This is a genomic window from Brevibacterium sp. CCUG 69071 (genome assembly GCF_021023135.1).
In the GTDB taxonomy this organism is placed as follows: domain Bacteria; phylum Actinomycetota; class Actinomycetes; order Actinomycetales; family Brevibacteriaceae; genus Brevibacterium.
Window position 1 is genome coordinate 388658 of the sequence record NZ_PGFV01000004.1, and the last position, 20433, is coordinate 409090.

The following is a 20433-nucleotide window of genomic DNA, read 5'->3' on the forward strand; positions in this document are numbered from 1 at the left end:
CCGGGGACGGGTACGGCCATGCCGATTCTTCTCAGTTGATGGCCGAGAAGAACTCCTCTGCCACCGGCACGGCCGCCTCGGCGCCGAAGCCGCCGTCCTCAACGAGCACGGCCACGGCCACGTCCTCCTGATAGCCGGCGAACCACGAGTGGGTCCGCGGTGGGGTCTCGTCACCGTACTCCGCGGTCCCGGTCTTGCCGTGGACGGGTGCGCCGGGAACGTTACGGACGCCGCTCGCGGTGCCGTGCCGGACGGCCTCACGCATCATCGTCGCCAGTGCCTGCGCGTCCGCGTCAGCGAGCTCCTCGGCCCTGGCGTCCGCGCCCGAGCCGGTTCCGCTGCCATCGTCGTCGGCCGTGGCTTCGTCCTCGAGCACGAGGCGCGGGGTCACCGCGGCCCCCATGTCCGCCGAGGCGATCATCGTCGCCACGGCCAGCGGGCTGGCCTGCACCTTTCCCTGACCGATCATCTGAGCCGCATGGGTGACCGGGTCGTCGTCGACGGGGACGCTGGCCATCTTCGCCCCGATCCCGAGGTCGGTGGTCCCGAGATCGGTGGTCGCACCGTCCTGACCGGAGCCGTTCGAACCGTCGTTCGAACCGGAGCCGCCCCCGGTGCCTGCGGTCATCCCCAGCTGGGCCGCGGCACGGGCGACATCGGCACTCGAGACCGTCTCGGCGGCGTTGACGAAGGCGGTGTTGCAGGATTCGGCGAAGTTCTCCTCGAAGCTCACCTCGCCGAGCACATGGTCTTCGGCGTTCTTGAACTCCTTGCCATCGACCGTCGTCGTCTTCGGGCAGTCGAGCTTCGTGCCGACGTTTAACCCGGACTCGAGCAGAGCGAGGCTCGAGGCGACCTTGAACACCGAGCCCGGTGAATACTGGCCGGTCAGCGCCCGGTCCCAGGGCGAGCCTTCGGGATCGTGATTGGCCACGGCGAGGATGTGTCCGTCGCTGGGGCGGATCGCCACGATCGCGGTCGGCTTCTTCCCGGTCGCAGCCGCTGCGTCGGCGGCATCTTGGATCCGCACGTCGAGAGTGGTCTCGAGGTCCTCGCCGTCCTTCTTCTCGAAGGCGCGGAGACTTGACAGCTTCGCCTCGCCTGCGGCGAAGACCTCCTCGCTGCCGGGACCGCGCAGCGCCTCGTCGAAGGTCTTCTGCAGTCCGGAGCGTCCGACGATCTCGCCTGAGATGATCTCGCCGCCGGAGTTCTCGATGTCCTCGGCACTGGCCGGTCCCGCCGATCCCAGGGTCGCCTGGGCGAAGCCCTTCGACCGGGTCAGCGTCTGGGTCGCCTCGGTGAAGAGGACTCCGGGCAGATCGTGGATCTGCTTCTTGACCGCGGTGTAGTCGTCCTTGCGCAGGGTGACGACGGGAACCTGCTGGTCGGCGTCCGCGGCGTCGACCTTCTTCTCGAGGGCGTCGGCGTCGAGGTCGAGCGAGTCGATGCCCTCGTTGAGCGCGTCGACCAAGGTGCTCAGGGTGTCCGGTTCGAGGCGGGCAGGGTGGACTCCGATGCTGATGACCTCGCCCTCCTCGGTCAGGGTCTTCCCGTCCGTGCCGAGGATCTTCCCGCGCTCTCCGGGGTTCGCGCGGAGTTCGAAGCGTCCGCCTTTGCCGAGTTCGGGGTGGATCGCCCGCTCGGTGAGATCGGCCCACCAGAACAGACCGTTCTTCTGCAGCGGCAGTTCGGAGGTGTACGTCCAGGCCTCGTCGTCGTGGTTCGCCCAGGTCCAGCGGAGCTCGGCGACCGTGTCGCCTTCGCGTTCGCGGATCTCGTCGACGGCGACAGAGCGCAGCGCGATGCGGGTGCCCAGAGCCTTCGTGACCCGGTCGAAGAGACTCTGCGCGAGGTCCTCGTTGTGCCAGGTCTCCGAGCTCAGGCTCCCGTCGGCGAGGTCGGCGGCGGCCGCCTCGGCCGCCACGGACTTCTGCATCGGCAGTCGGAGGAACGCGAACGCTCCCGCCCCGATGATCAGGATGAGAACAAGGACGATCGCCAACCAGACCCGAGACCTCTTCGACATGGTTCAATCTTCGGTGAGACAATGGGGGTTGTCCACTGTCGGGACCGTTCACCTGCGGAACCGACCGCTCTCCGGGCCAGCGGCTCCTGAACGCGGCTGCCGGCCGACCGCCTCGGCGAGCTGCTCAGGCGCTGTCGGCGAGCCGCTCAGGCGTCGTCGGAGACGACCATGTATTCGAGCACCGGACGGCCGGCGGCGCCGTAGCGCGGACGACGGTCGAGAATCCCGGCGTCGGCCATGGCCTCGAGGTAGCGGCGAGCGGTGACGCGGGAGACACCGAGACCTTCGGCCACCTCGGCGGCGGATTGGCCGGGGTTGCCGCCGAGGATCGAGCGGACCTCGTCCTGCACGGCATCGGGGACGCCTTTGGGGGTCGCGGTCACGGTGTGCGTGCGCAGGGCGGCGATCGCGGTGTCGACTTCGTTCTGCGTGACCTCGCCCTCTCCGCCGTCGGCACCGGCGCCGAGGCTGTCGCGGAAGGACGAGTACGCTTCGAGCTTCGATTTGAAGACGGGGAAGGTGAAGGGCTTGATGATGTACTGGGCGACCCCGTAGGACAGAGCCTGCTGGACGATCTGCATGTCGCGGGCGGCGGTGACGGCGATGATGTCGACGTCGACGCGCTGGCCGCGGATGGCTCGGCAGACCTGGATGCCGTGACCGTCGGGCAGGTTCATATCGAGGAGGACGAGGTGGATGCCGTCGGGGTCGAGTCCGTAGATCTTGCCGGTCAGCGCGGCCATCGCCTGGGTGGCGTTCTTGGCCACTCCGGCGATGTGGTATCCGTCGATGCGTTCGATGTACTTCGAGTGAGCACGGGCGGCAACGGCCTCGTCCTCGACGACGAGCACACCGATGCTCGATTCGGGCGTCCGGGTTTCTGACATGCCGCCAGTCTAGCTTTGATGCATTCAGGCAACCCTTAGCTCGTGTTCCAGCTCGGTTACATCACTGACACACGCCGGGAACAGGATCGGCCGAGCCCCGGGAGCCGGGCTCCGGACCCGGGTCCCGGGCACGGTGTCGGCTTGGGCCCAGGGCGCGAGAGCCGGACCACGGCCGCGGTGTCTGCTGGGGCCGACCGGGCCGGGAGGCGTCCCCGCGGGGACGTCGACTCGAAGGCATCCCCGCGGGGACGCCTCGTGGCTCAGGCGCGTTCGAAGATCGCGGCGATGCCCTGACCGCCGCCGATGCACATGGTCTCGAGACCGTACCGGGCACCTCGGCGATCCATCTCACGCAGCATCGTCGCCAGGATCCGTCCGCCGGTGGCACCGACCGGGTGACCCAGCGAGATTCCGGAGCCGTTGACGTTGAGGCGGGCGAAGTCGTCCTTGCCCAGTCCCCATTCACGGGTGACGGCCAGGGCCTGGGCGCCGAAGGCCTCATTGAGTTCGATGAGATCGATGTCGGACAGGTTCAGCCCAGCCTTCTCGAGTGCCTTCGCGGTCGCCGGCACAGGCCCGATGCCCATGGTCTCGGGCGGAACCCCGGCCACTGCCCAACTGACGAGCCGGCCGAGTGGCTTGAGCCCCTGAGCTTCGGCGGCGGCGCGGGTGGTGACCAATGCCGCTGCGGCGCCGTCGTTCTGACCGGAGGCGTTGCCGGCGGTGACGGTGGCCTCAGGGTCGTTCTTGCCGAGGATGGGCCGCAGCTTCGCGAGCTTCTCGAGGTTCGTGTCGGGGCGGATGTGCTCGTCCGTGTCGATCTGGTGCTCGGCGACCTTGCGGCTCGCGGGGATCGTGATCGGCACGATCTCCTCGGCGAAGCGTCCCTCTGCGGCGGCCGCGGCGGCGCGCTGGTGGGAGTTGAAGGCGAGTTCGTCCTGCTCCTCGCGAGCGATCGAGTATTCGCGGCGGAGGTTCTCAGCGGTTTCGAGCATGCCGCCCTCGACGGGGTGGAACTTCCCGCCCGGGGTGGTCCGCCCGCGGCCGAGGGAGTCGGTGAACTCGGCGTTGCCGCCGCGCACGCCCCAGCGGATGGCGTCGTTGTAGAAGGGGGCGTGGGACATCGATTCGACTCCGCCGGCGATGACGAAGTCGCCGTTTCCGGAACCGACGATGAGGGCCGCGTCGACGATCGCCTGCAACCCGGAGCCGCAGCGCCGGTCGACCTGCTTGCCGGGAACGGTCACGGGCAGTCCCGCATCGAGTGCGGTGACGCGGCCGATGCAGGGAGCCTCGGAGGTGGCGTAGCTCTGACCGAGGATGACATCGGCGACCAGCTCGGGATCGAGTCCGGTCCGCGCGAGGAGCTCACGGACGACGGCGGCGGAGAGCTCCTGCGCGTGAATGTCACGGAACTGACCTCCGAACGCCCCAATCGGGGTCCGCAGCGGTTCGCAAACGACGATGTCCTGATCCATTGTTCCTCCACTCGGTGACGTCCGGCTGGCGTCGGGCCTGTCAGTGGCAGTCTAGATCGCGGAGGCGTGGGCCCGGGGAATCGTTCCATTGATTGGGAACGATGGTCGGCTCAGTCCCGATCGTCTCTGACGATGTCGACCGGACCGGTGGGCGGGTTGCCGACCTGGCGGTGCGGCTCGGGCCTGTGTCCGGAGGTGCCGCCGCGCACGACAGAGGATCCGCGGGCCTCCTGGCCGCGCGCGGCCGATGCCCCGTGACCGCCGGGCTCGGCCGGAATAGCTCGCGGGTCGACGTGATCGGGATCGGGCAGCCACACGGTGAGCACCGCTCCCTTGAATTCGTCGCACTCCTCACCCCGGCCCTGCACATCGACGGCCCCGCCGAGGCGGCGGATCGCCTGCACGACCAGGGAGAGTCCGACTCCGCGGGTGCCGGTCTCCTGTCGGCCGAGTCCCTGATCGATCTCGACGCCGTCGTGCTTGGTCGACCAGCCACGTTCGAAGATCGCGTCGAGATACTCTTCGTCGATGCCGGGACCGTCGTCGCTGACCTCGATCGTGAACCCTCCGGCACCGCCGGCACCGCTGATGTGGACATGCACCCGCTTGTCATCGGAGAGCACGTCATGCCTGCTCAGCGCGTCGAAGGCGTTGTCGATGAGGTTGCCGAGGATCGTGGCGAGATCACGATCATCCCCGCCGAGGCGGCCCGTCAGTCCCGCGGTGTCGACCGTCATGTCGATGCCCACCTCGGCGGCCTGGGCGATCTTCGACAGGAGCAGGGCCGAGAGCACGGGATGGTCGAAGGTCATCGAACCGTCGCCGTTGACACGGCCCAGGTCGTCGAGGTCTTTGGCCGCGAAGTCGATCGCCTCGTCGACGTGGCCGGTCTCGAGCAGGGACACGACCATGTGCAGGCGGTTGGCGTATTCGTGGGTCTGGGCGCGCAGGGAGTCGGAGAAGGAACGCACGGAGACGAGTTCGCCGGAGAGTTCGGCGAGTTCGGTGTGGTCGCGCATCGTCACGACCCAGGTGTTGCTGGCCTCGTCGGTGGGCTGCTGGTTGACGACGAGGACGCGCGCATCGGTGTAGTGGATCTCGTCGCGGGCCCAACGGCCCGAGGACAGCAGGTCGAGCAGCGCATCGGGCAGATCGAGTCGACTCAGTGCGATGCCGCCGACCGGCGAGGTGGCGCGGACGGGATCATCGGAATCCTCGGTGAGGTCGGTGTTCGGATCCTCCACCGCAGTGGGCAGCCCGAGGAGTTCGCGCGCCTCGGCGTTGATGAGCACGATCCCGATCGTCCGGTCCACGAGCAGCAGACCCTCGGAGACCGCCTTGAGCACGGAGGAGTAGAACTCGAGCATGCTGCGCAGCTCGGTCGCCCCGTAGTCGCCGGTCACCCGCCGCAGGCCGCGGGAGGTCACCCAGGACGAGCCGATGCCGAGGACCAGGGTGGCGATGGCGATGCCGATGAGCCACTTGCTCTGCGGCATGAAGCCCTCGCGGACCGTGTCGGCGGAGTTGCCGATCACGACCGCGCCGACGACGGAGTCGGGTTCGACGTCATCGGCGCCGAGGTGCTCGGCGAAGACCGGGGTGACGACGTACATCGTTCCGCCCTCGGGTCCGCCGTCCTCGAGGAAGCGCACGACCGTGTGCCCCTCTTTCACTCGGGAGCCGTCGATGCGACCGGCGAGCTGATCGATCGAGTCCTCGGGGATGCGACCGGCGTTCGCGGACACGATCTTCTCTTCGTTGCGCTGCTGCCGATCGGGTGAGCCCAAGGTGGGCGGGGTGAGCAGATAGTCGATGGGCACGACCGCGGCGATGTCGAAGTCGTATTGGTCGATGGCGTTGTCGAGCATCGTCTCGACATCGTCCTGCGATTCCGCGTCGATGAAGTTGTCGCGGCCCGGCTCCCCCGAGCCGACGAGGCTGAGCGAGAGCGACATGTTGTCGGCGGCCGAGCGCAGCAGGTCCTGCTCGCGCTTCGTGTTCAGCTGGGAGAGTTGGATGTAGAGGAGGCTGGTGGTGAGCACCATGATGCCCACGAGCATGAGCGAGTTCGCGAACATGATCCGCCCGGCTACGCCGAAGCGCACCCGCCTGCTCAGACGTGCCACCGGACCCGTCGGCGGTCCTGGCCTGACGGCACGCTGTTCCTTAGGCATGGAATCCATTGTGCCACCCGCGCCGAGGCGGTCAGCCGTTCCCGTTCCCACCGGGAACGGCCGTGGCCTCAGAGCGCGAGGCTGATCGGCCCGGCCGGGACCGCCGAGCACACGAGCACCTCGTCGTCGGCGATCCGGGCGGCCGGTTCGATCGGGTAGAGGACGGAGCCGGCCGCCAAGGATACGGCGCAGGTTCCGCAGGAGCCGCCTCGGCAGGAGCTCTCGGCACGGAATCCGCGCGCCTCGAGGGCGTCGAGGAGGGTGCCCTGCTTCGGTTCCCAGAGGAAGCTCGCGCCCGAGTGCTCGAGGGTGACCTCGGCGGGGGCGCATTTGGAGATGGCCTCGCTCATGCCCGTGTTCGGGGAGGCGAAGGTCTCCTGGTGCACGGTCGGGACTCCGGCGTCCTCGGCAGCGGCGATGACGGCGCGGGTGAATTCGGTGGGACCGCAGACCATGACGTTGTCGCAGCCGGCGAGCCAGTCGACGAGTTCGCCGTGATTCGGTCGCCCCTGCACCGCAGTGTCGCGGTGGTGGGTTGTGACGTCGATGCCGGAGTCGCGGGCGCGGTCCTGCAGCCGGTTCCACAGGCAGGCGGTGCGGTGGTCGCGGTCGAGGTGGAAGAGCTTGATCCTCTCGGTGTCCGCCGACCGGTTCCCGCGCAGCAGCCCGAGGCTGGGGGTGATGCCGATACCGGCGGTGACCAGGGCTGTCGTCCCTCCGAAGACGCGATCGGCGGTCATGGTTCCGTGCGGGCCGGAGGTGAGGATGCGCTGGCCGGCTTCGAGTGAGGCGACCGCCCGCGAGCCCTTGCCCTGGGTGCGCACGGCGATCGAGACGATGTCGTCGGCGACATCGGTGATCGTGTAGGTGCGCCAGAAGGGTTCGCCGAGTTCGAGGTGGACGCGCAGATTCGTGCCGGGTTCGTCGAATGCGCGGATCCAACCGAGGTCGTCGCGCAGGGAGACCTCGACGATGTCGTTGCAGATCTGGCGTCGGCCGATCACGGTCATGAACCTCGGGGTCCGCGCAGTCTTGACCAGTTCGCGCGGGGCTTCGCCGTCGACCTCGAGCGTGTCACCGGTCGTGATCTGCCCGGATTCGAGGATCTCACCGTAGATGCCGCAGTGCATGTGTCCGCAGGCGGCGACGAGGACGCGGGGCACGTTGACATCGACCTCATGGGTGACGGGATTGACCGTCGTGGCCGGGCAGCGTTCGATCGAAGCGCGGATCGCCAGTCGGACCCCGCCGAGGCGGACGACCTTTCCGATGAGCCCGAACTCCTCGAACGGGCCGAGGCCTTCGAGGAGGACGTTGCCGCGGAAGCGCAGCGGATCGAGGCTCGGCTGGTTGCCTCCTTCGGCACCCGGTTCCACAGCGTCGATTCCGAGTGCGGCCCGGCCTTCGGCGGTCTGCGCGATCGCCTCGACGGTGGCCGGGTTGATGATCGAGATCCCCGAGCGCTGCGAGTCGAACATGCCCTGGTTCGCCACCGCGAGCGCCCGCGGGAAGTCACCCTGTGGGGGTATCCGTTCGGCCAGGAACTCCGCCGAGGCGGCCCTGCCCTCCGGATCGTCTGTGCTGAACGTCGTCGACCCGCCGTTCGGCGCGGTCAATGTCACGGTGGCGACCGCCTCGGCGAGCTCGCATCCGACCTTCCATCTCTGCAGCTCGGTGTCGTTCTTGAGCACGGTGAACGCGGAGTATCGGTGCCAGCTGTCGTCCGGGACCTCGAGGCTGCCGTTGGTGAAGGCGGCGACGCGGTCGCCGAGGATTCCGCGGTCCCGCAGCACGGTCGCCTCGGCGATCTCCTCGGCGGGGAACCCCTTGACGGGGAAACGGAACAGTCGGGCAACGCGCATAGTCCGATTGTAGGAGCGCAGCGCGCCCGGGGACCGATGATGAGACCAACCGCACACCTCTCCCGGTTCGCCGAGGCATTGCCCTATACCCCTTAGGGGTATACAGTATCTGCATGACTGAGCATCATGGATATACCCCGCAGAAGGACGCTCTTGCCCGGAGGATGAAGCGGATCGAAGGACAGGTCCGCGGAATCGGGAAGATGATCGATGACGACAAGTACTGCATCGACATCCTCACCCAGGTCTCCGCCGCAACAGCCGCGCTGCACGCGGTCTCCATCAGCCTCCTCGAGGAGCACATCGCTCACTGCGTGGTCGACGCCGCCTCATCCGGCGACGACGAAGCCGCGCGGAAGAAGATCGAGGAGGCGTCAGCCGCAATCGCTCGGCTCATCAAGAGCTGAGCACGGCACAACGCCGGCGCGACACCCCACTGAATGGAGCAGACACAATGACTTCCACCACGATCACCGTCACGGGCATGACCTGCGGACACTGCGAGGCAGCCGTGAAGGAGGAGCTCGGCGGACTGCCGGGAGTCTCCGACGTCGCCGTCGAACTCAACCCCGGCGGAGACTCGCCCGTGACGATCACCTCGGCGGACGAACTCGATGGCGCGGCGATCCGCGCCGCGGTCGACGAGGCCGGCTACGAAGTGTCATCACACGAGGTGAAGTGATGTCCCGCGAGGTAGATCTCGACATCACGGGAATGACCTGCGCGTCCTGCTCGGCCCGGATCGAGAAGAAGCTGACCCGGCTCGATGGGGTCAGCGCGGAGGTCAACCTCCCGCTCGAGACCGCGCACGTGCTCGTCGAATCCGAGATCACGGACGAGGATCTCACCACCGCCGTCGAAAGAGCCGGGTACGGTGCCACGGTGAGGACCGGCTCGATCGATACCTCAGACGAAGGCCCGGAGATCGTCGACTACGACCCCCGCCATCTGCGGCCGCGATTCATCGGCTCACTCATCCTGGCGGTGCCGATCGTGGCCGTCTCGATGGTCATGGGCTGGCACTTCGCCGGGTGGCAATGGATCGTCGCGATCCTCGCCCTGCCCGTGGTCACCTGGGGCGCCTGGCCCTTCCACTCGGCGGCTCTCAAGGCCGCCCGCGGCGGGTCGACGACGATGGACACCCTGGTCAGCGTCGGCATCATCATCGCCGGCGGATACTCCTACATCACGCTCGCTCGAGCGGTGCTCGACGGCTACGGCTGGCAGATCCCGGGCGACTATCACGTCTGGTTCGAGGCGGCCGCCGCGATCACGGTCTTCCTGCTCATCGGCAAGCTCACCGAGGACCGAGCCAAGTACCGCGCAACCGCGGCGCTCAAGGCGCTGCTCGACCTCGGCGCGAAGACCGCGACCGTGCTGACCGACCCGCAGTCGGCCCCGGACCGAGCTGCCGATTCCGGCGCCGGCTCCTCTGCCGACTCCGCAACCCGAGCCTCCACTGGCTCCGCGGCCCACTCGTCTGCCGAACCACGTGTCGAGATCCAGGTCCCGATCGAGGATCTCGCCGTCGGCGATGTCTTCCTCGTCCGACCCGGCGAGAAGATCGCCACCGACGGCGAAGTGCTCACCGGGCATTCCGCGATCGACGAATCGATGCTCACCGGAGAATCCGTGCCCGTCGAGATCGCGCCGGGCGATGCAGTCACCGGTGCCACGATCAACACCTCCGGGGTCCTCGAGGTCCGCGCAACTCGGGTCGGGGCCGACACGACCCTGGCTGCGATGGCCGATCTCGTCAGCCGCGCGCAGACCGGCAAACCGGCCGTGCAGCGTCTGGCCGATCGCATCTCCGGGGTGTTCGTGCCGATCGTCTTCGTCATCAGCGTCCTCACGCTGCTGACCTGGGGTTTGGCCACCGGCGATTGGGCGATGGGGCTGCATGCGGCGCTCACAGTCCTCATCATCGCCTGCCCCTGTGCGCTCGGCCTGGCCACTCCGACAGCTTTGGCTGTCTCCTCCGGCCGCGGCTCTCAGCTGGGCATCCTCGTCTCCGGGCCCGAAGCGCTCGAGTCCACACGCTCGATCGACACGGTCATCCTCGACAAGACCGGCACTCTGACCACCGGAGTGATGAGTCTGCTCGGCACCGAGCTCGGCGCCGCGGACTTCACCACTCTGGCCCGTCTGGAATCACGCAGCGAGCATCCCGTGGCCCGCGCGATCGTCGACGCCCACACATCGCTGGCCGGTCCGTCAGGGGCATCGCGGACGGGTGATGCGTCGGCAGCGACCGACCCCGGAGTCTCTGCGACCGACTCCGGAGTCTCTGCGAACGACCCCGGGATCACCGATTTCGCCGCCATCCCCGGCGGCGGACTGCAGGCCAGAATCGACGGCGCCGAGGTGCTCGCCGGTCGCCCCGATCTGCTCCGCGAACGCGGCGTGGCCGTGGACTTCTCCGCCGAGTCTGTGCCAGCGGGCGCGACGATCATCGCCGTGTCCGTCGACTCCGAGTTCCGCGGCCTGAGCTTCGTCACAGACGAAGTTCGCCCCGGGGCGACCGAGGCGATTGCCGAGCTGCACTCGCTCGGACTCCAAACCGTGCTTCTGACCGGGGACAATGCTCAAGCCGCCGAGGTGGTTGCGGGCAAGCTCGGCATCACCGAGGTCCGCGCCGATGTGCGACCCGAAGGCAAGATCTCCGTGGTCTCCGAACTCCAGGAGCAGGGCAGGGCCGTGGCGATGGTCGGCGACGGGATCAACGACGCGGCCGCCTTGGCCGGCGCCGACCTGGGCATCGCCATGGGTTCGGGCACCGATGCGGCGATGGCGGCCTCGGACATCACCATGGTCCGCTCCGACCCGCGTCAGATCCCGCAGTCGATCCGGCTCTCACGCCGCACGCTGGGGCTGATCAAGGGCAACCTGTTCTGGGCCTTCGCCTACAACACGGCGGCGATTCCGATCGCGGCCCTCGGCCTGCTCAACCCGATGGTCGCCGGAGCGGCCATGGCGCTCTCTTCGGTGTTCGTCGTGCTCAACAGCCTCCGGCTACTCCGCTTCAAGTAGCCGTCGAGCAGTCACCGGCCATGCGCAGTGCAGTCGCCGGCCGCGGCGCTGCGATTGTTCGGCCACCTCCGAGCAGATTCGGCCCTGATTCTGCTCGGAGGCAGCCGAACAATCCACGTCAGGGGAAAGAGAGCGGCTGCGGAGAGGCTCGGGTCGGCCTGAGACTTGAGGCCCGAGAGCTGAGAGCTGGATCCTACTTGAGGATCGGGTAGGACTGGTCCTTGTTCTGGGTGTCCTTGCGCATCACCCAGTTGAGGATGCTCGCGAAGACGGACACCACCACAAACGCGACAGCGGCGAAGACGAAGGCGTATCCGAAGGCGCGAGGGTCCTGCCACGCGCGGGTCACGATGACCGCGAGAACCAGGGTCACGATGCCGCAGACGAATCCCACCTTGATCGCGTCCTTGTAGGACACGGTGCTCGTGGATTTGCCGCCGGCGGCCTTCTTCGGAGAATCGGATGGTGCCATGCCCACCAGTTTAGCTACCCAGGCTGAGAATCGATCATTCGGTGATCACCTCGCCGAGGTTGCCCCAAGGCACCTTGATCACAGCCGCAAGAGCGCTTCCGCCCCGTCCAGCGCTCTTCCCAGCGCCCCTGCCCGCACCCCACCACGTCATCCTCCTCATCCTCGCCCCGTCCTCCTCGTGGACGCGCCTGTGGGGAACAGAGAGTGGACTCACCGCGGAATACAGGCAAAAATGACTGTGTGTCCATCCCCACCCGACACGCCTCCGACGAGGCGTCGCGTCCCCTGCGTCCGAGCCGGCTCATGCCCGGTCTCGGCCTCGGCGATGCCCGCACGTCACGATTGCGCGCCTGCGCGGCAATCATCCTCGCCGTCGTCACTCTCTTCACCGCCACCGCATGCGGTCCCGATCGAGGCCTGCGGGTCGAATCCGAGGCGAATCCCTCGCCCACACTCTTCGAGACACCCAACGCCGACGCCGGCCCACCGAACAAGCCCTTCTCGCTCAAACAGATCCGCAAGGCCATCGAAGACGCCTCGGGGGTCGCGGTCACCGGCAAGGCCACCGAGACGGCGAAGGTCCTCGCCGACTGCGAGGACTGCCTGAAGTTCTCCAAGCCCTTCACCAGCAGCGACAGGCACACCGACGGGAAGAAGAAGTTCCAGGTCGTCGCCGTGGCCAATCCGAAGCAGAAGAGCGAGATCGTGGCCGGAGCGGTCATCAGCGAGAAGGACGCCAAGCCCAGACTCGAGCTCATCGCCACCGGCAACCAGCTCACACTGAACCCTGGCAAGAATGGCACACTGGTGATCCAGGAGGCGATGTTCGTCGACGGGGATGATCCCCGCAGCCCCTCGGGCTGGTCGGTGCAGGTTTTCCGCCTGCATGAAGGTAGGTTTGAACCGGGTCAACGCTTCACGCGGCTTAATGGAGAAACGTAATGCATATTGTGCTGGTTGAGGACGACGAGGTCATCCGAGAGACAACCCAGATCGGCCTCGAACGGTTCGATTACACGGTCTCGGCCTTCGCCGACGGCCGCGAGGGATACGAGTTCGTCGCCGCCCACGGTGCCGACGTCCTCCTTCTCGACCTCATGCTGCCGACGATGAACGGCGCCTCCATCTGCCGCGCGGTGCGCGAACGCTCGACGATCCCGATCATCATCATCTCCGCCCGCTCAGACGCCATCGACATCGTCCAGGCTCTCGAGGCCGGAGCCGATGACTACCTGACCAAGCCCTTCGACATGCAGGTCCTCAACGCCCGCATCCGCGCCGTAGTCCGCCGCTTCATCACCACCGGCACGGACAAGCTCGGCTACTCACCGACCACCGAACCCGAGGACGAACACGAGACCGTGATCGGTCCCGGCGGCATGATCACCGGCGACGGCATCCCCGAGGTGCTCGGGGCCAGCCCGGGGATGGACACGCGGGATCGCCTGCGGGCCCAACTCGAGTCCGACGATACGTACCTGGGTGCGGGCGGGAAATTCACCTCGGCGCCGGAAGGCTCCGAGGAGGAGGCCGCGATCGGCGGGGACGGCGGAACTCCGCCCCGCCCCGAAGCCGCACCCTCCGTGCCTGCCAACGCCGCGGGCGGGGCCCAGCCGGCAGGGACAGGGCAGGCACCCGCCTCGACGCAGGGATCGTCCGGACAGGGCGGCGGACTCGGGCCCTTCCGCACCCGCCTGGGCTCGCTCGTCCTCGACACCGGACGGCTGACCGTCGAGATCGACGGCGAGGAAGTCCATCTGACCCCGACCGAGCTGCGCGTCCTGCTCCTGCTCACCGAGCAGCCCGAGCACGTGTACTCGCGCGAGAAGATCGCGTTCACCGTCTGGGGCTACGAATGGGCCGGCGACTCCCGCGTCGTCGACGTCCACATCCAGCGCCTGCGGAAGAAGATCGGGGCGAACATGATCGAGACAGTACGCGGATTCGGATACCGCTTCGCAGGCTGATCGAATGTCGCTGCGCTGGAAGATCTCGCTCCTCATCGTCGCCTCGGTGATCATCGCCGTGCTGTCCTGCTCCATCGTGCTGCGCCAATCCGCGGCACGGGCCGAGGACGACCGGATGCGCGCGACGGTGACCGATCAGCTCGCGAACGCCACCAACATCTTCTCCGAGACCGGGGTGCTCACCCTCAACGCCCGCTTCGACGATCCCGAGCTGCCTGCCGACGCGCGCTCCTCGGCACTCAAGGGCCAGAGCGTGACCATGCGCTCCGAGGTCGACGGTGAGGAGATCGTGTGGGCTGCTGCCCCGATCGAGGTCGGTGACTACACCGAGGTGATCTCCGTGCGCGCCTCGACTGCCGACAGTCAGGAGCTCATCGGCCGCATCGATCAGGCGCTGCTCGTGGGCATGATCGGATCCGCCCTCGTCGTCGGCGGCATCGGCTCCATCGTCGCCGGTCGGATCTCGCGGAGGCTGACCCAGGGTGCCCAGGCAGCGCGGAAGATCGCCGCCGGGGACACCTCGACGCGCATCGCCGATGTCGTCGACGAAGCCGACCAGGAGGTGTGGGCCTTCGCGACCGCGGTGGACACGGCCGTGGCCAGGCTGACCGAACGCATCGACTCCGAGCAGCGCTTCACCGCCGACCTCGCCCACGAGATGCGCACACCCCTGACAGGGCTGGTCAATGCGGCGAACCTGCTCCAAGAGGACTCGCGACCCGCCGAGCTCGTCAAGGATCGGGTCCAGCGCATGCAGGTCCTCGTCGAGGATCTGCTCGAGGTCTCCCGCCTCGACGCCGGACGCGCGAACCCCGAATTCACCCGCGTCGACATCGACCAGGCCATCCGCTCGCTGCTCGGGACGATGACCGCCTCCGGAGCTCTCGCCGGGCACGAGATCGAGACACAGTTCGCCGCACTCAATCAGAGCCTGGTCACCGATGTCCGCCGCTTCGAGCGCATCATCTCGAACCTGCTGGTCAACGCCATCAAGCACGGTGCCGACCCGATCCGCCTGGAGACGAGCACCCGCAGCATCGTCATCGCCGACTCGGGATCCGGCTATCCGCCCGACATCGTCAACACCGGACCGACCCGCTTCGTCTCCGCGGGCGGCGGCGGAATGGGGCTCGGCCTCGTCATCGCCCAGGGGCAGGCCCGCCTGCTGGGAATCCAGCTGATCTTCAGCAACGATTCCGTCACCGGCGGTGCCCGCACCGAGGTGGTCTTCCCCGAGCAGGAAGCCCAGGAATTGGCCTTGCGGCAGTACCTCGAGGACAGCAGCAGCTGAAGTCCCCTCGCCGAGGTGGCCCCACGGGACCGTGAGGCGCTCCTCTTTCCGCAGATCCGCCGAATATGACAATCTGTATATATTGGCGTTATGATTCTGTGACATAAGATTTCAGGCGTCGGCTTCGTCCGGCGCTTTCGCACGAACCAGCACGTCCAGCACGGAGAGTCATGTCTGAGAATCCCTCGACCGCAGAAGCACCGGTGCGTCGGCGGGACCTCCATCGACGGCGCTCCCGTTTCTCGATCGGCACCAAGAGCCCCGAGAGCTCGCGGCACCTCTCCCGATTCCAGGAGCCCTTCGCCCCGGCCCCCGCGCAGGTCGGCCCGACAGCTCCAGCGTACGCCGAGCAGTCGACTTACACGCAGCCCGAGCCGCCGGCAGGAAACACGAATCGTGCGACATCCGGCGATTCCGAGCTCTCTCCGCGCCGCGCCGCCATGGCCGCCGAGGCGCGCACAGATGGCCGCTCGCCTCGTCGAGACGCGATGGCCCGAGAATCCCTCTCTGATCCGCAGAACGGCCGTGGTTCGGTGCGTGCTCTCGCCGCGGGCCGACGCGGCTCGGACGGAACCCTCCTGCGGTCGGTGCGCAAGCAGCGCGCCACGACGATCTCGACGCTGACCGCCGTCTCTCTCGCCGGCGCGGCCACCGCTGCTGTGATGCTCGCCAACCTCGGCGGCAGCTCCGAGGTCAAGGTCGACTCCACCGCGGCCAGTGAGCCGGGAGCCATCAGCCCCGAGACCGTCGAAGCTCACACTTCCTATCCCGACGGCAAGACCTCCATCGAGGTCGGAGCCCCGAGCGCCAAACAGCAGAACGCCGAGGCGGCCGGCCGCTCGATCAGCAAGAGCGTCCTGCCCGGCTGCGATCCGAAGCAGGACTTCGACAAGCAGGCCAGCAATGGAGAGCTGCCCGAGGAGTGGCTCTGCGAGTTGGGCATCGAGGACCACCAGCTCCGCGCGGACGCCGCCGTGTCCTTCGCCAAGATGAATGCCGCGTACAAGAAGGACACCGGCAAGGAGTTCGAGATCACCGACTCCTACCGCAATCTCGAGGGACAGGTCTCCGTCGCCGGGCGCAAGCCGGGACTCGCGGCGAAGGCCGGCACCTCGCTGCACGGCTGGGGAATCGCCCTCGACCTCGGCGGAGGTACTGAGAGCAAGTCCGGACCGTGGAAGTGGCTGGTCGAGCACGGCGAGGAATACGGCTGGGAGAACCCGGACTGGGCGAAGTCGAGCAAGTACGAACCCTGGCACTGGGAGTACGTCCCCGCCCGGAAGCAGATCAAAGGCCACTGAGTCCGGTCACCGCAAGACGAGTCGACGGCCGTCGCTCCAGCGAGGCCAGCGGGGCCAGCGAGCGCAGCGGCGCCGGTCAGCGCAGGGCGCGGGCGTAGCGTCGGCGGTAGATGATCTGGGCGATGCGGACGAACGGCTCGCCGAGGCGCCAGATTCCGAATCCGGCCCGAGAGACCGAGCGCAGCACGAGGAAGACCCGCCCGTCGACATTGTGGACGAGGATGAAGGACTCTTCTCCCGTGATCGGATGCCCGGGCTTCGTCCCATAGGTGAAGCCCCGCCGGTCAGCGGTGTCGATGACCTCGATGACTCTGGCCGGTTCGGGCAGCCGAAAGGGTCCGAGCCGAACGAAGATCGTCGGTTCCTGCCCGGCTGCGACGCGACCTGCTCCCCCATCGACTGCGATGTCGAACCCGCTGCGGATCTTGACCTCCCAGTGCAGCAGCTCCTCGGCGCAGCGTTCGAAAGTCTCGCGTCCGCGGCCGACGAAGAACGCGGATTCGAAGTCTCGGTAGCCTGCGGGACGGTCGACCCACCTCGGCGAAAGGGGTTGGGTCAGAGTCTCTGACCCGAGGGACTCGGGCCGTGTGCGGGGCTGGACCATGTCTTCCACGCTAACCGATATCCGGACAGCCCGTCGCGCGGTCGCATCCGAGTCGGTAAGGTGCGAGAGGACGGCATTCTCCATCGAATGTCCGTTCAGAGAACCCAGGATCGAAGGAGAACCGGCATGCGCACACTCAATGGCATCGACGAGATCGAATCGCTCATCGGCGAGGAGCTCGGCTCCTCCGACTGGACAACGATCGACCAGGATGCGATCAACACCTTCGCCGATGTCACCGACGACCACCAGTGGATCCACGTCGACGAGCAGCGCGCCGCCGACGGCCCCTACGGGTCGACCATCGTCCACGGCTTCTTCACCCTTTCGCTGATCCCGAAGTTCTCCTCCGAGATCTTCACGATCGAAGGCGTGTCCATCCGCGTCAACTACGGCCTCAACAAGGTCCGCTTCGCCCAGCCCGTCACCGTCGACTCCCGCCTGCGCGGCACCGTTAGCGTCAAGGAGGTCACCCGGGGCGACAAGGGCACCCAGGTCGTCCTCAAGCACGTGATCGAGATCGAGGGCCAAGAGCGCCCAGCCTGCATCGCCGAGGTGGTCACCCTCCTCGTCGAGTGAGCCAAGCCCCGCCCGAGCCCGGACCTCAGCTCGGGCGGAACTCGTCGAGCAGCTGCGCGACCCGGATGTAGCCGAGGTGCGAGTACGCCTGGGGATGGTTGCCCAGGTGCATCTCGGCGACCGGGTCGTATTCCTCGGCGAGCAGTCCCGTGGGCCCGAGCAGATTGTCCATCTGCCGGAACAGATCCCAGGCGTCATCGACGCGGCCGACCTTGATGAACGCCTCGATCAGCCAGGTCGTGCAGATGTGGAATCCGCCTTCGAGCCCGGGCAGCCCGTCCTCGTACCGGTAGCGGAAGACGGTCGGGCCGACCCGCAGCTCCCGTTCGATCGCATCGACGGTGGCCACGAAGCGCGGATCGTCGGCCGGCAACAGCCCGCTCAGCCCCACGAACAGCGCCGCGGCATCGAGGTCGGGCTCACCATAGGCCACGGTAAACGCGCCGACGGACTCGTTGAACCCGTGAGTGAGCACGTCCTGGGCGATCTGCTCACGCAGCTGCCGCCAGGCACCGGGGATGTCCCGGTCGAAGCGTTCGGCGATCCGCAGGGCACGATCGACCGTGACCCAGCACATCACCCGCGTGTAGACGTTATGCTTCGGCGCCCGCCTGGCCTCCCAGATCCCGTGATCGGCCTCGAACCACCGCTTGCCCACGGCCTCGACCATCTGGCACGTCAGGGTCCAGTAGGCGTCCGGCAGGTCGCCGAGGTGCTCGCTGAGTTCGTCGAGGAGTTCCGTGACCGGCCCGAACACGTCGAGTTGGACCTGGTGCTCGGCGGCATTGCCCACCCGCACCGGCCGGGACCCGGCGTATCCGGGCAGATGCGCGAGCACCGCCTCGGTGGTCAAGGCCGAGCCGTCGACGGCGTAGAGCGGATGCAGCTGTTCGGGCGAGACCGTGCGGGACATGATCCCGGACAGCCACGACAGGAAGCCCTCGGCCTCACCGGTCGAGCCGAGCGAGAGCAGCGCGCGCACGGTCATCGAGCCGTCGCGCAGCCAGGTATAGCGGTAGTCCCAGTTGCGGACGCCGCCGATGCCCTCCGGCAACGAGGTCGTCGGGGCCGCAAGCACCCCGCCGGTCGGTTCGTGGCACAGGGCCCGCAGGGTGATCGCCGAGCGGATCACCTCTTCGCGGTGGTGACCCGGGATGGAGAGGGTGTCGACCCAGTTCGTCCAGAAGTTCAGCGCCCGCTCCCGCACATGATGCTCACCACCCGAGGCCATGTATCTGGCATCGCCCGTGCCGGTGCCGCAGGCGAGGATGAGGACCACGGAGCCCCCGGGCATCTCGGAGGGCACGACGAGGGCTTCTGCGGTGTGGGACTGCCCGGTCTCGACGATCTCGAAGTCGACGCCCGGGGCGATGAGGCTGATCGGCTCGGCGGTCCCGAGCACCCGCACTCCATCGGCGGTCGTAACCATCCGGGTCGGCACCGTCGCATAGTCGAGACGCGGGGCGAAGCGGATCCGGGTGGGAACGTCGCCGGTGAGCACCCGGACGACGATCGTGTCGTCGCTGTTCGCATCGACCGGAGCCAGGTAGTCGAGGCAGTTCAGCCCCGGCCAGCGGGTTTCGAGCAGCGTCGAATGCGTGACATAGCGCTGGGTCAGCGGGGCCGTGCCGGACTCGGGCGCGACCGCGAAGAATCCGGCCGCCTCGGTGCCGAGGATCTCCGAGAACATCGACGCCGAGTGCGGCAGCGGGTGCGGCATCCAGCAGATGCTGCCGAACGGATCGACCAGCGCCGTCGACTGCCCGTTGCCGAGCAGACTGTGGCGGTGGATCGGTGTCGCGCGACGCCCGAACAGCCAGGATTTGCGCAGCTCATAGACCGCAGCGAGGGCGACGGAGACCTCGTCCGGGGAGCCGAGGCGGAAGTCCGCGTGGGTCTCGGCCGGTTCGTGTCCGACCTTGAGACCGAGGTCGGACTCTCCGAGGGTTTCGAGGGCGAACTCATCGGCGGTGTCGTCGCCGATGAATACGACAACCTCAGAACCGGTCTGGGCGCGCAGTCGGGTGAGCGCATCGGCCTTCGAGGAGGGCACGACGGCGAGGTCGACGACCTGCTTGCCGCGGGTCGGGAAGATCGCGTGGGTGTTGACCAGTTCGTCGACGACGGCTTCGACGCTGCGGCGCTGCGCCTCGTCGAGCCCGCGCAGGTGAACGGCGGCGCCGGTGGTCTTGTGCTCGATGATCTCGGTCGGAAGATCGCGGAAGATGTCGCGGCGCAGCCCGGTCAGCGCCGTGCGCTGCGCCTCGTCGAGGGCATCGACGGCGACCGTGTCCGTCTCTCCGCCGTGGGAGCCGAAGAGGTCGACCTCGCGGGGCAGGCGCGACATCGCCGCGAGGTCGCGCAGGCTGCGTCCGGAGATCACCCCCGCCGAGGTGGACGGCAGCAGGGCGAGCGCGCGCAGCGAGTCGACCGAGCTCTCCAGCGGGAAGGCCTGACTGGGCACCTCGACGATGGGGGCGATGGTCCCGTCATAGTCGGTGGCGATGAGCAGGGACGGCGAGCGAGAGACCTCGAAGAGGCGGCGGAAGAGTTCGGGGTCGAGTTTGCGGCTCGCCTCCGCAAGGTCGCCGAGCAGCCCCGAAGAGCTGACCGAGGCGGCGATCGGAGTCAGTGGTGACACATTCTCGTAGTCATGGTCGACGGTGCTCATCTCACCTCGGGCTTCTCGAGTCGGATCGGTTCGGATCTGGTGGAGTCGGGCGGCGCGGTTCGGTGGGTGTGGATCCGGCGGTGGCTATCGG

The 20433-nt window shown here is 67.7% G+C and carries 16 protein-coding genes; 8 read left to right on the forward strand and 8 right to left on the reverse strand.

The window, feature by feature from the left end:
- Positions 1 to 31 precede the first annotated feature (31 nt).
- From CV023_RS13365 to CV023_RS13385, 5 genes are all read right to left on the reverse strand, one after another.
- A complete protein-coding gene (locus CV023_RS13365; protein WP_230746340.1) occupies positions 32 to 2026 on the reverse strand; it encodes a penicillin-binding transpeptidase domain-containing protein in 1995 nt (664 codons plus the stop codon).
- Between the two features lie 146 nt (positions 2027 to 2172).
- Entirely contained in the window at positions 2173 to 2913 is a 741-nt protein-coding gene (locus CV023_RS13370; RefSeq protein ID WP_230746341.1) for a response regulator, read from the reverse strand.
- A gap of 260 nt (positions 2914 to 3173) precedes the next feature.
- The gene (locus tag CV023_RS13375; protein ID WP_230746343.1) at positions 3174 to 4391 is read right to left on the reverse strand and encodes an acetyl-CoA C-acetyltransferase; all 1218 of its coding nucleotides are present in this window, start codon (positions 4389 to 4391) and stop codon (positions 3174 to 3176) included.
- A 110-nt stretch (positions 4392 to 4501) separates the two neighbouring features.
- Positions 4502 to 6565, reverse strand: coding sequence for a sensor histidine kinase (locus CV023_RS13380; RefSeq protein WP_230746345.1), 2064 nt, complete (start codon positions 6563 to 6565; stop codon positions 4502 to 4504).
- A 68-nt stretch (positions 6566 to 6633) separates the two neighbouring features.
- Positions 6634 to 8427 carry a 2Fe-2S iron-sulfur cluster-binding protein gene (locus CV023_RS13385; protein WP_230746347.1) on the reverse strand — a complete coding sequence of 598 codons (1794 nt, stop codon included), beginning with the start codon at positions 8425 to 8427 and terminating at the stop codon, positions 6634 to 6636.
- Between the two features lie 113 nt (positions 8428 to 8540).
- On the opposite strand from CV023_RS13385, the gene CV023_RS13390 reads away from it, so the two are divergent.
- Genes CV023_RS13390 through CV023_RS13400 form a run of 3 tightly spaced genes read left to right on the forward strand, consistent with a single transcriptional unit; the run spans position 8541 to position 11457 of the window.
- Positions 8541 to 8834, forward strand: coding sequence for a metal-sensitive transcriptional regulator (locus tag CV023_RS13390; protein ID WP_230746349.1), 294 nt, complete (start codon positions 8541 to 8543; stop codon positions 8832 to 8834).
- A 47-nt stretch (positions 8835 to 8881) separates the two neighbouring features.
- Positions 8882 to 9109, forward strand: coding sequence for a heavy-metal-associated domain-containing protein (locus CV023_RS13395; RefSeq protein WP_230746351.1), 228 nt, complete (start codon positions 8882 to 8884; stop codon positions 9107 to 9109).
- Entirely contained in the window at positions 9109 to 11457 is a 2349-nt protein-coding gene (locus tag CV023_RS13400) for a heavy metal translocating P-type ATPase (RefSeq protein WP_230746353.1), read from the forward strand. Before CV023_RS13395 ends, CV023_RS13400 begins: the two co-directional genes overlap by 1 nt.
- A 193-nt stretch (positions 11458 to 11650) precedes the next feature.
- On the opposite strand, the gene CV023_RS13405 is transcribed toward CV023_RS13400, so the two are convergent.
- On the reverse strand, positions 11651 to 11929 hold the full coding sequence (locus tag CV023_RS13405) for a hypothetical protein (RefSeq protein ID WP_230746355.1): 279 nt from the start codon (positions 11927 to 11929) through the stop codon (positions 11651 to 11653).
- 240 nt (positions 11930 to 12169) lie between these two features.
- Between CV023_RS13405 and CV023_RS13410 the strand changes: the two genes are divergently transcribed.
- The 4 genes from CV023_RS13410 to CV023_RS13430 all read left to right on the forward strand — a co-directional run bounded on the left by CV023_RS13410 (position 12170) and on the right by CV023_RS13430 (position 16488).
- Positions 12170 to 12871 carry a hypothetical protein gene (locus CV023_RS13410; protein WP_230746357.1) on the forward strand — a complete coding sequence of 234 codons (702 nt, stop codon included), beginning with the start codon at positions 12170 to 12172 and terminating at the stop codon, positions 12869 to 12871.
- Positions 12871 to 13896: a response regulator transcription factor gene (locus tag CV023_RS19035; protein WP_284934596.1), complete on the forward strand. Its 1026-nt coding sequence runs from the start codon at positions 12871 to 12873 to the stop codon at positions 13894 to 13896. The genes CV023_RS13410 and CV023_RS19035 overlap by 1 nt, the downstream gene beginning before the upstream one ends.
- A 4-nt stretch (positions 13897 to 13900) precedes the next feature.
- Entirely contained in the window at positions 13901 to 15187 is a 1287-nt protein-coding gene (locus tag CV023_RS13425; RefSeq protein WP_230746359.1) for a sensor histidine kinase, read from the forward strand.
- 170 nt (positions 15188 to 15357) lie between these two features.
- Positions 15358 to 16488: a M15 family metallopeptidase gene (locus CV023_RS13430; RefSeq protein ID WP_230746361.1), complete on the forward strand. Its 1131-nt coding sequence runs from the start codon at positions 15358 to 15360 to the stop codon at positions 16486 to 16488.
- 76 nt (positions 16489 to 16564) lie between these two features.
- Here the strand turns inward: CV023_RS13430 and CV023_RS13435 are convergent, their stop codons facing one another.
- Positions 16565 to 17092, reverse strand: a complete 528-nt coding sequence (locus CV023_RS13435; protein WP_230746363.1) for a DUF1990 family protein — start codon at positions 17090 to 17092, stop codon at positions 16565 to 16567.
- 126 nt (positions 17093 to 17218) lie between these two features.
- Between CV023_RS13435 and CV023_RS13440 the strand changes: the two genes are divergently transcribed.
- Positions 17219 to 17671: a MaoC family dehydratase gene (locus tag CV023_RS13440; RefSeq protein WP_230746365.1), complete on the forward strand. Its 453-nt coding sequence runs from the start codon at positions 17219 to 17221 to the stop codon at positions 17669 to 17671.
- A gap of 25 nt (positions 17672 to 17696) precedes the next feature.
- On the opposite strand, the gene otsB is transcribed toward CV023_RS13440, so the two are convergent.
- Positions 17697 to 20342, reverse strand: coding sequence for a trehalose-phosphatase (otsB, locus tag CV023_RS13445; protein ID WP_230746367.1), 2646 nt, complete (start codon positions 20340 to 20342; stop codon positions 17697 to 17699).
- Positions 20343 to 20433: the final 91 nt, after the last annotated feature.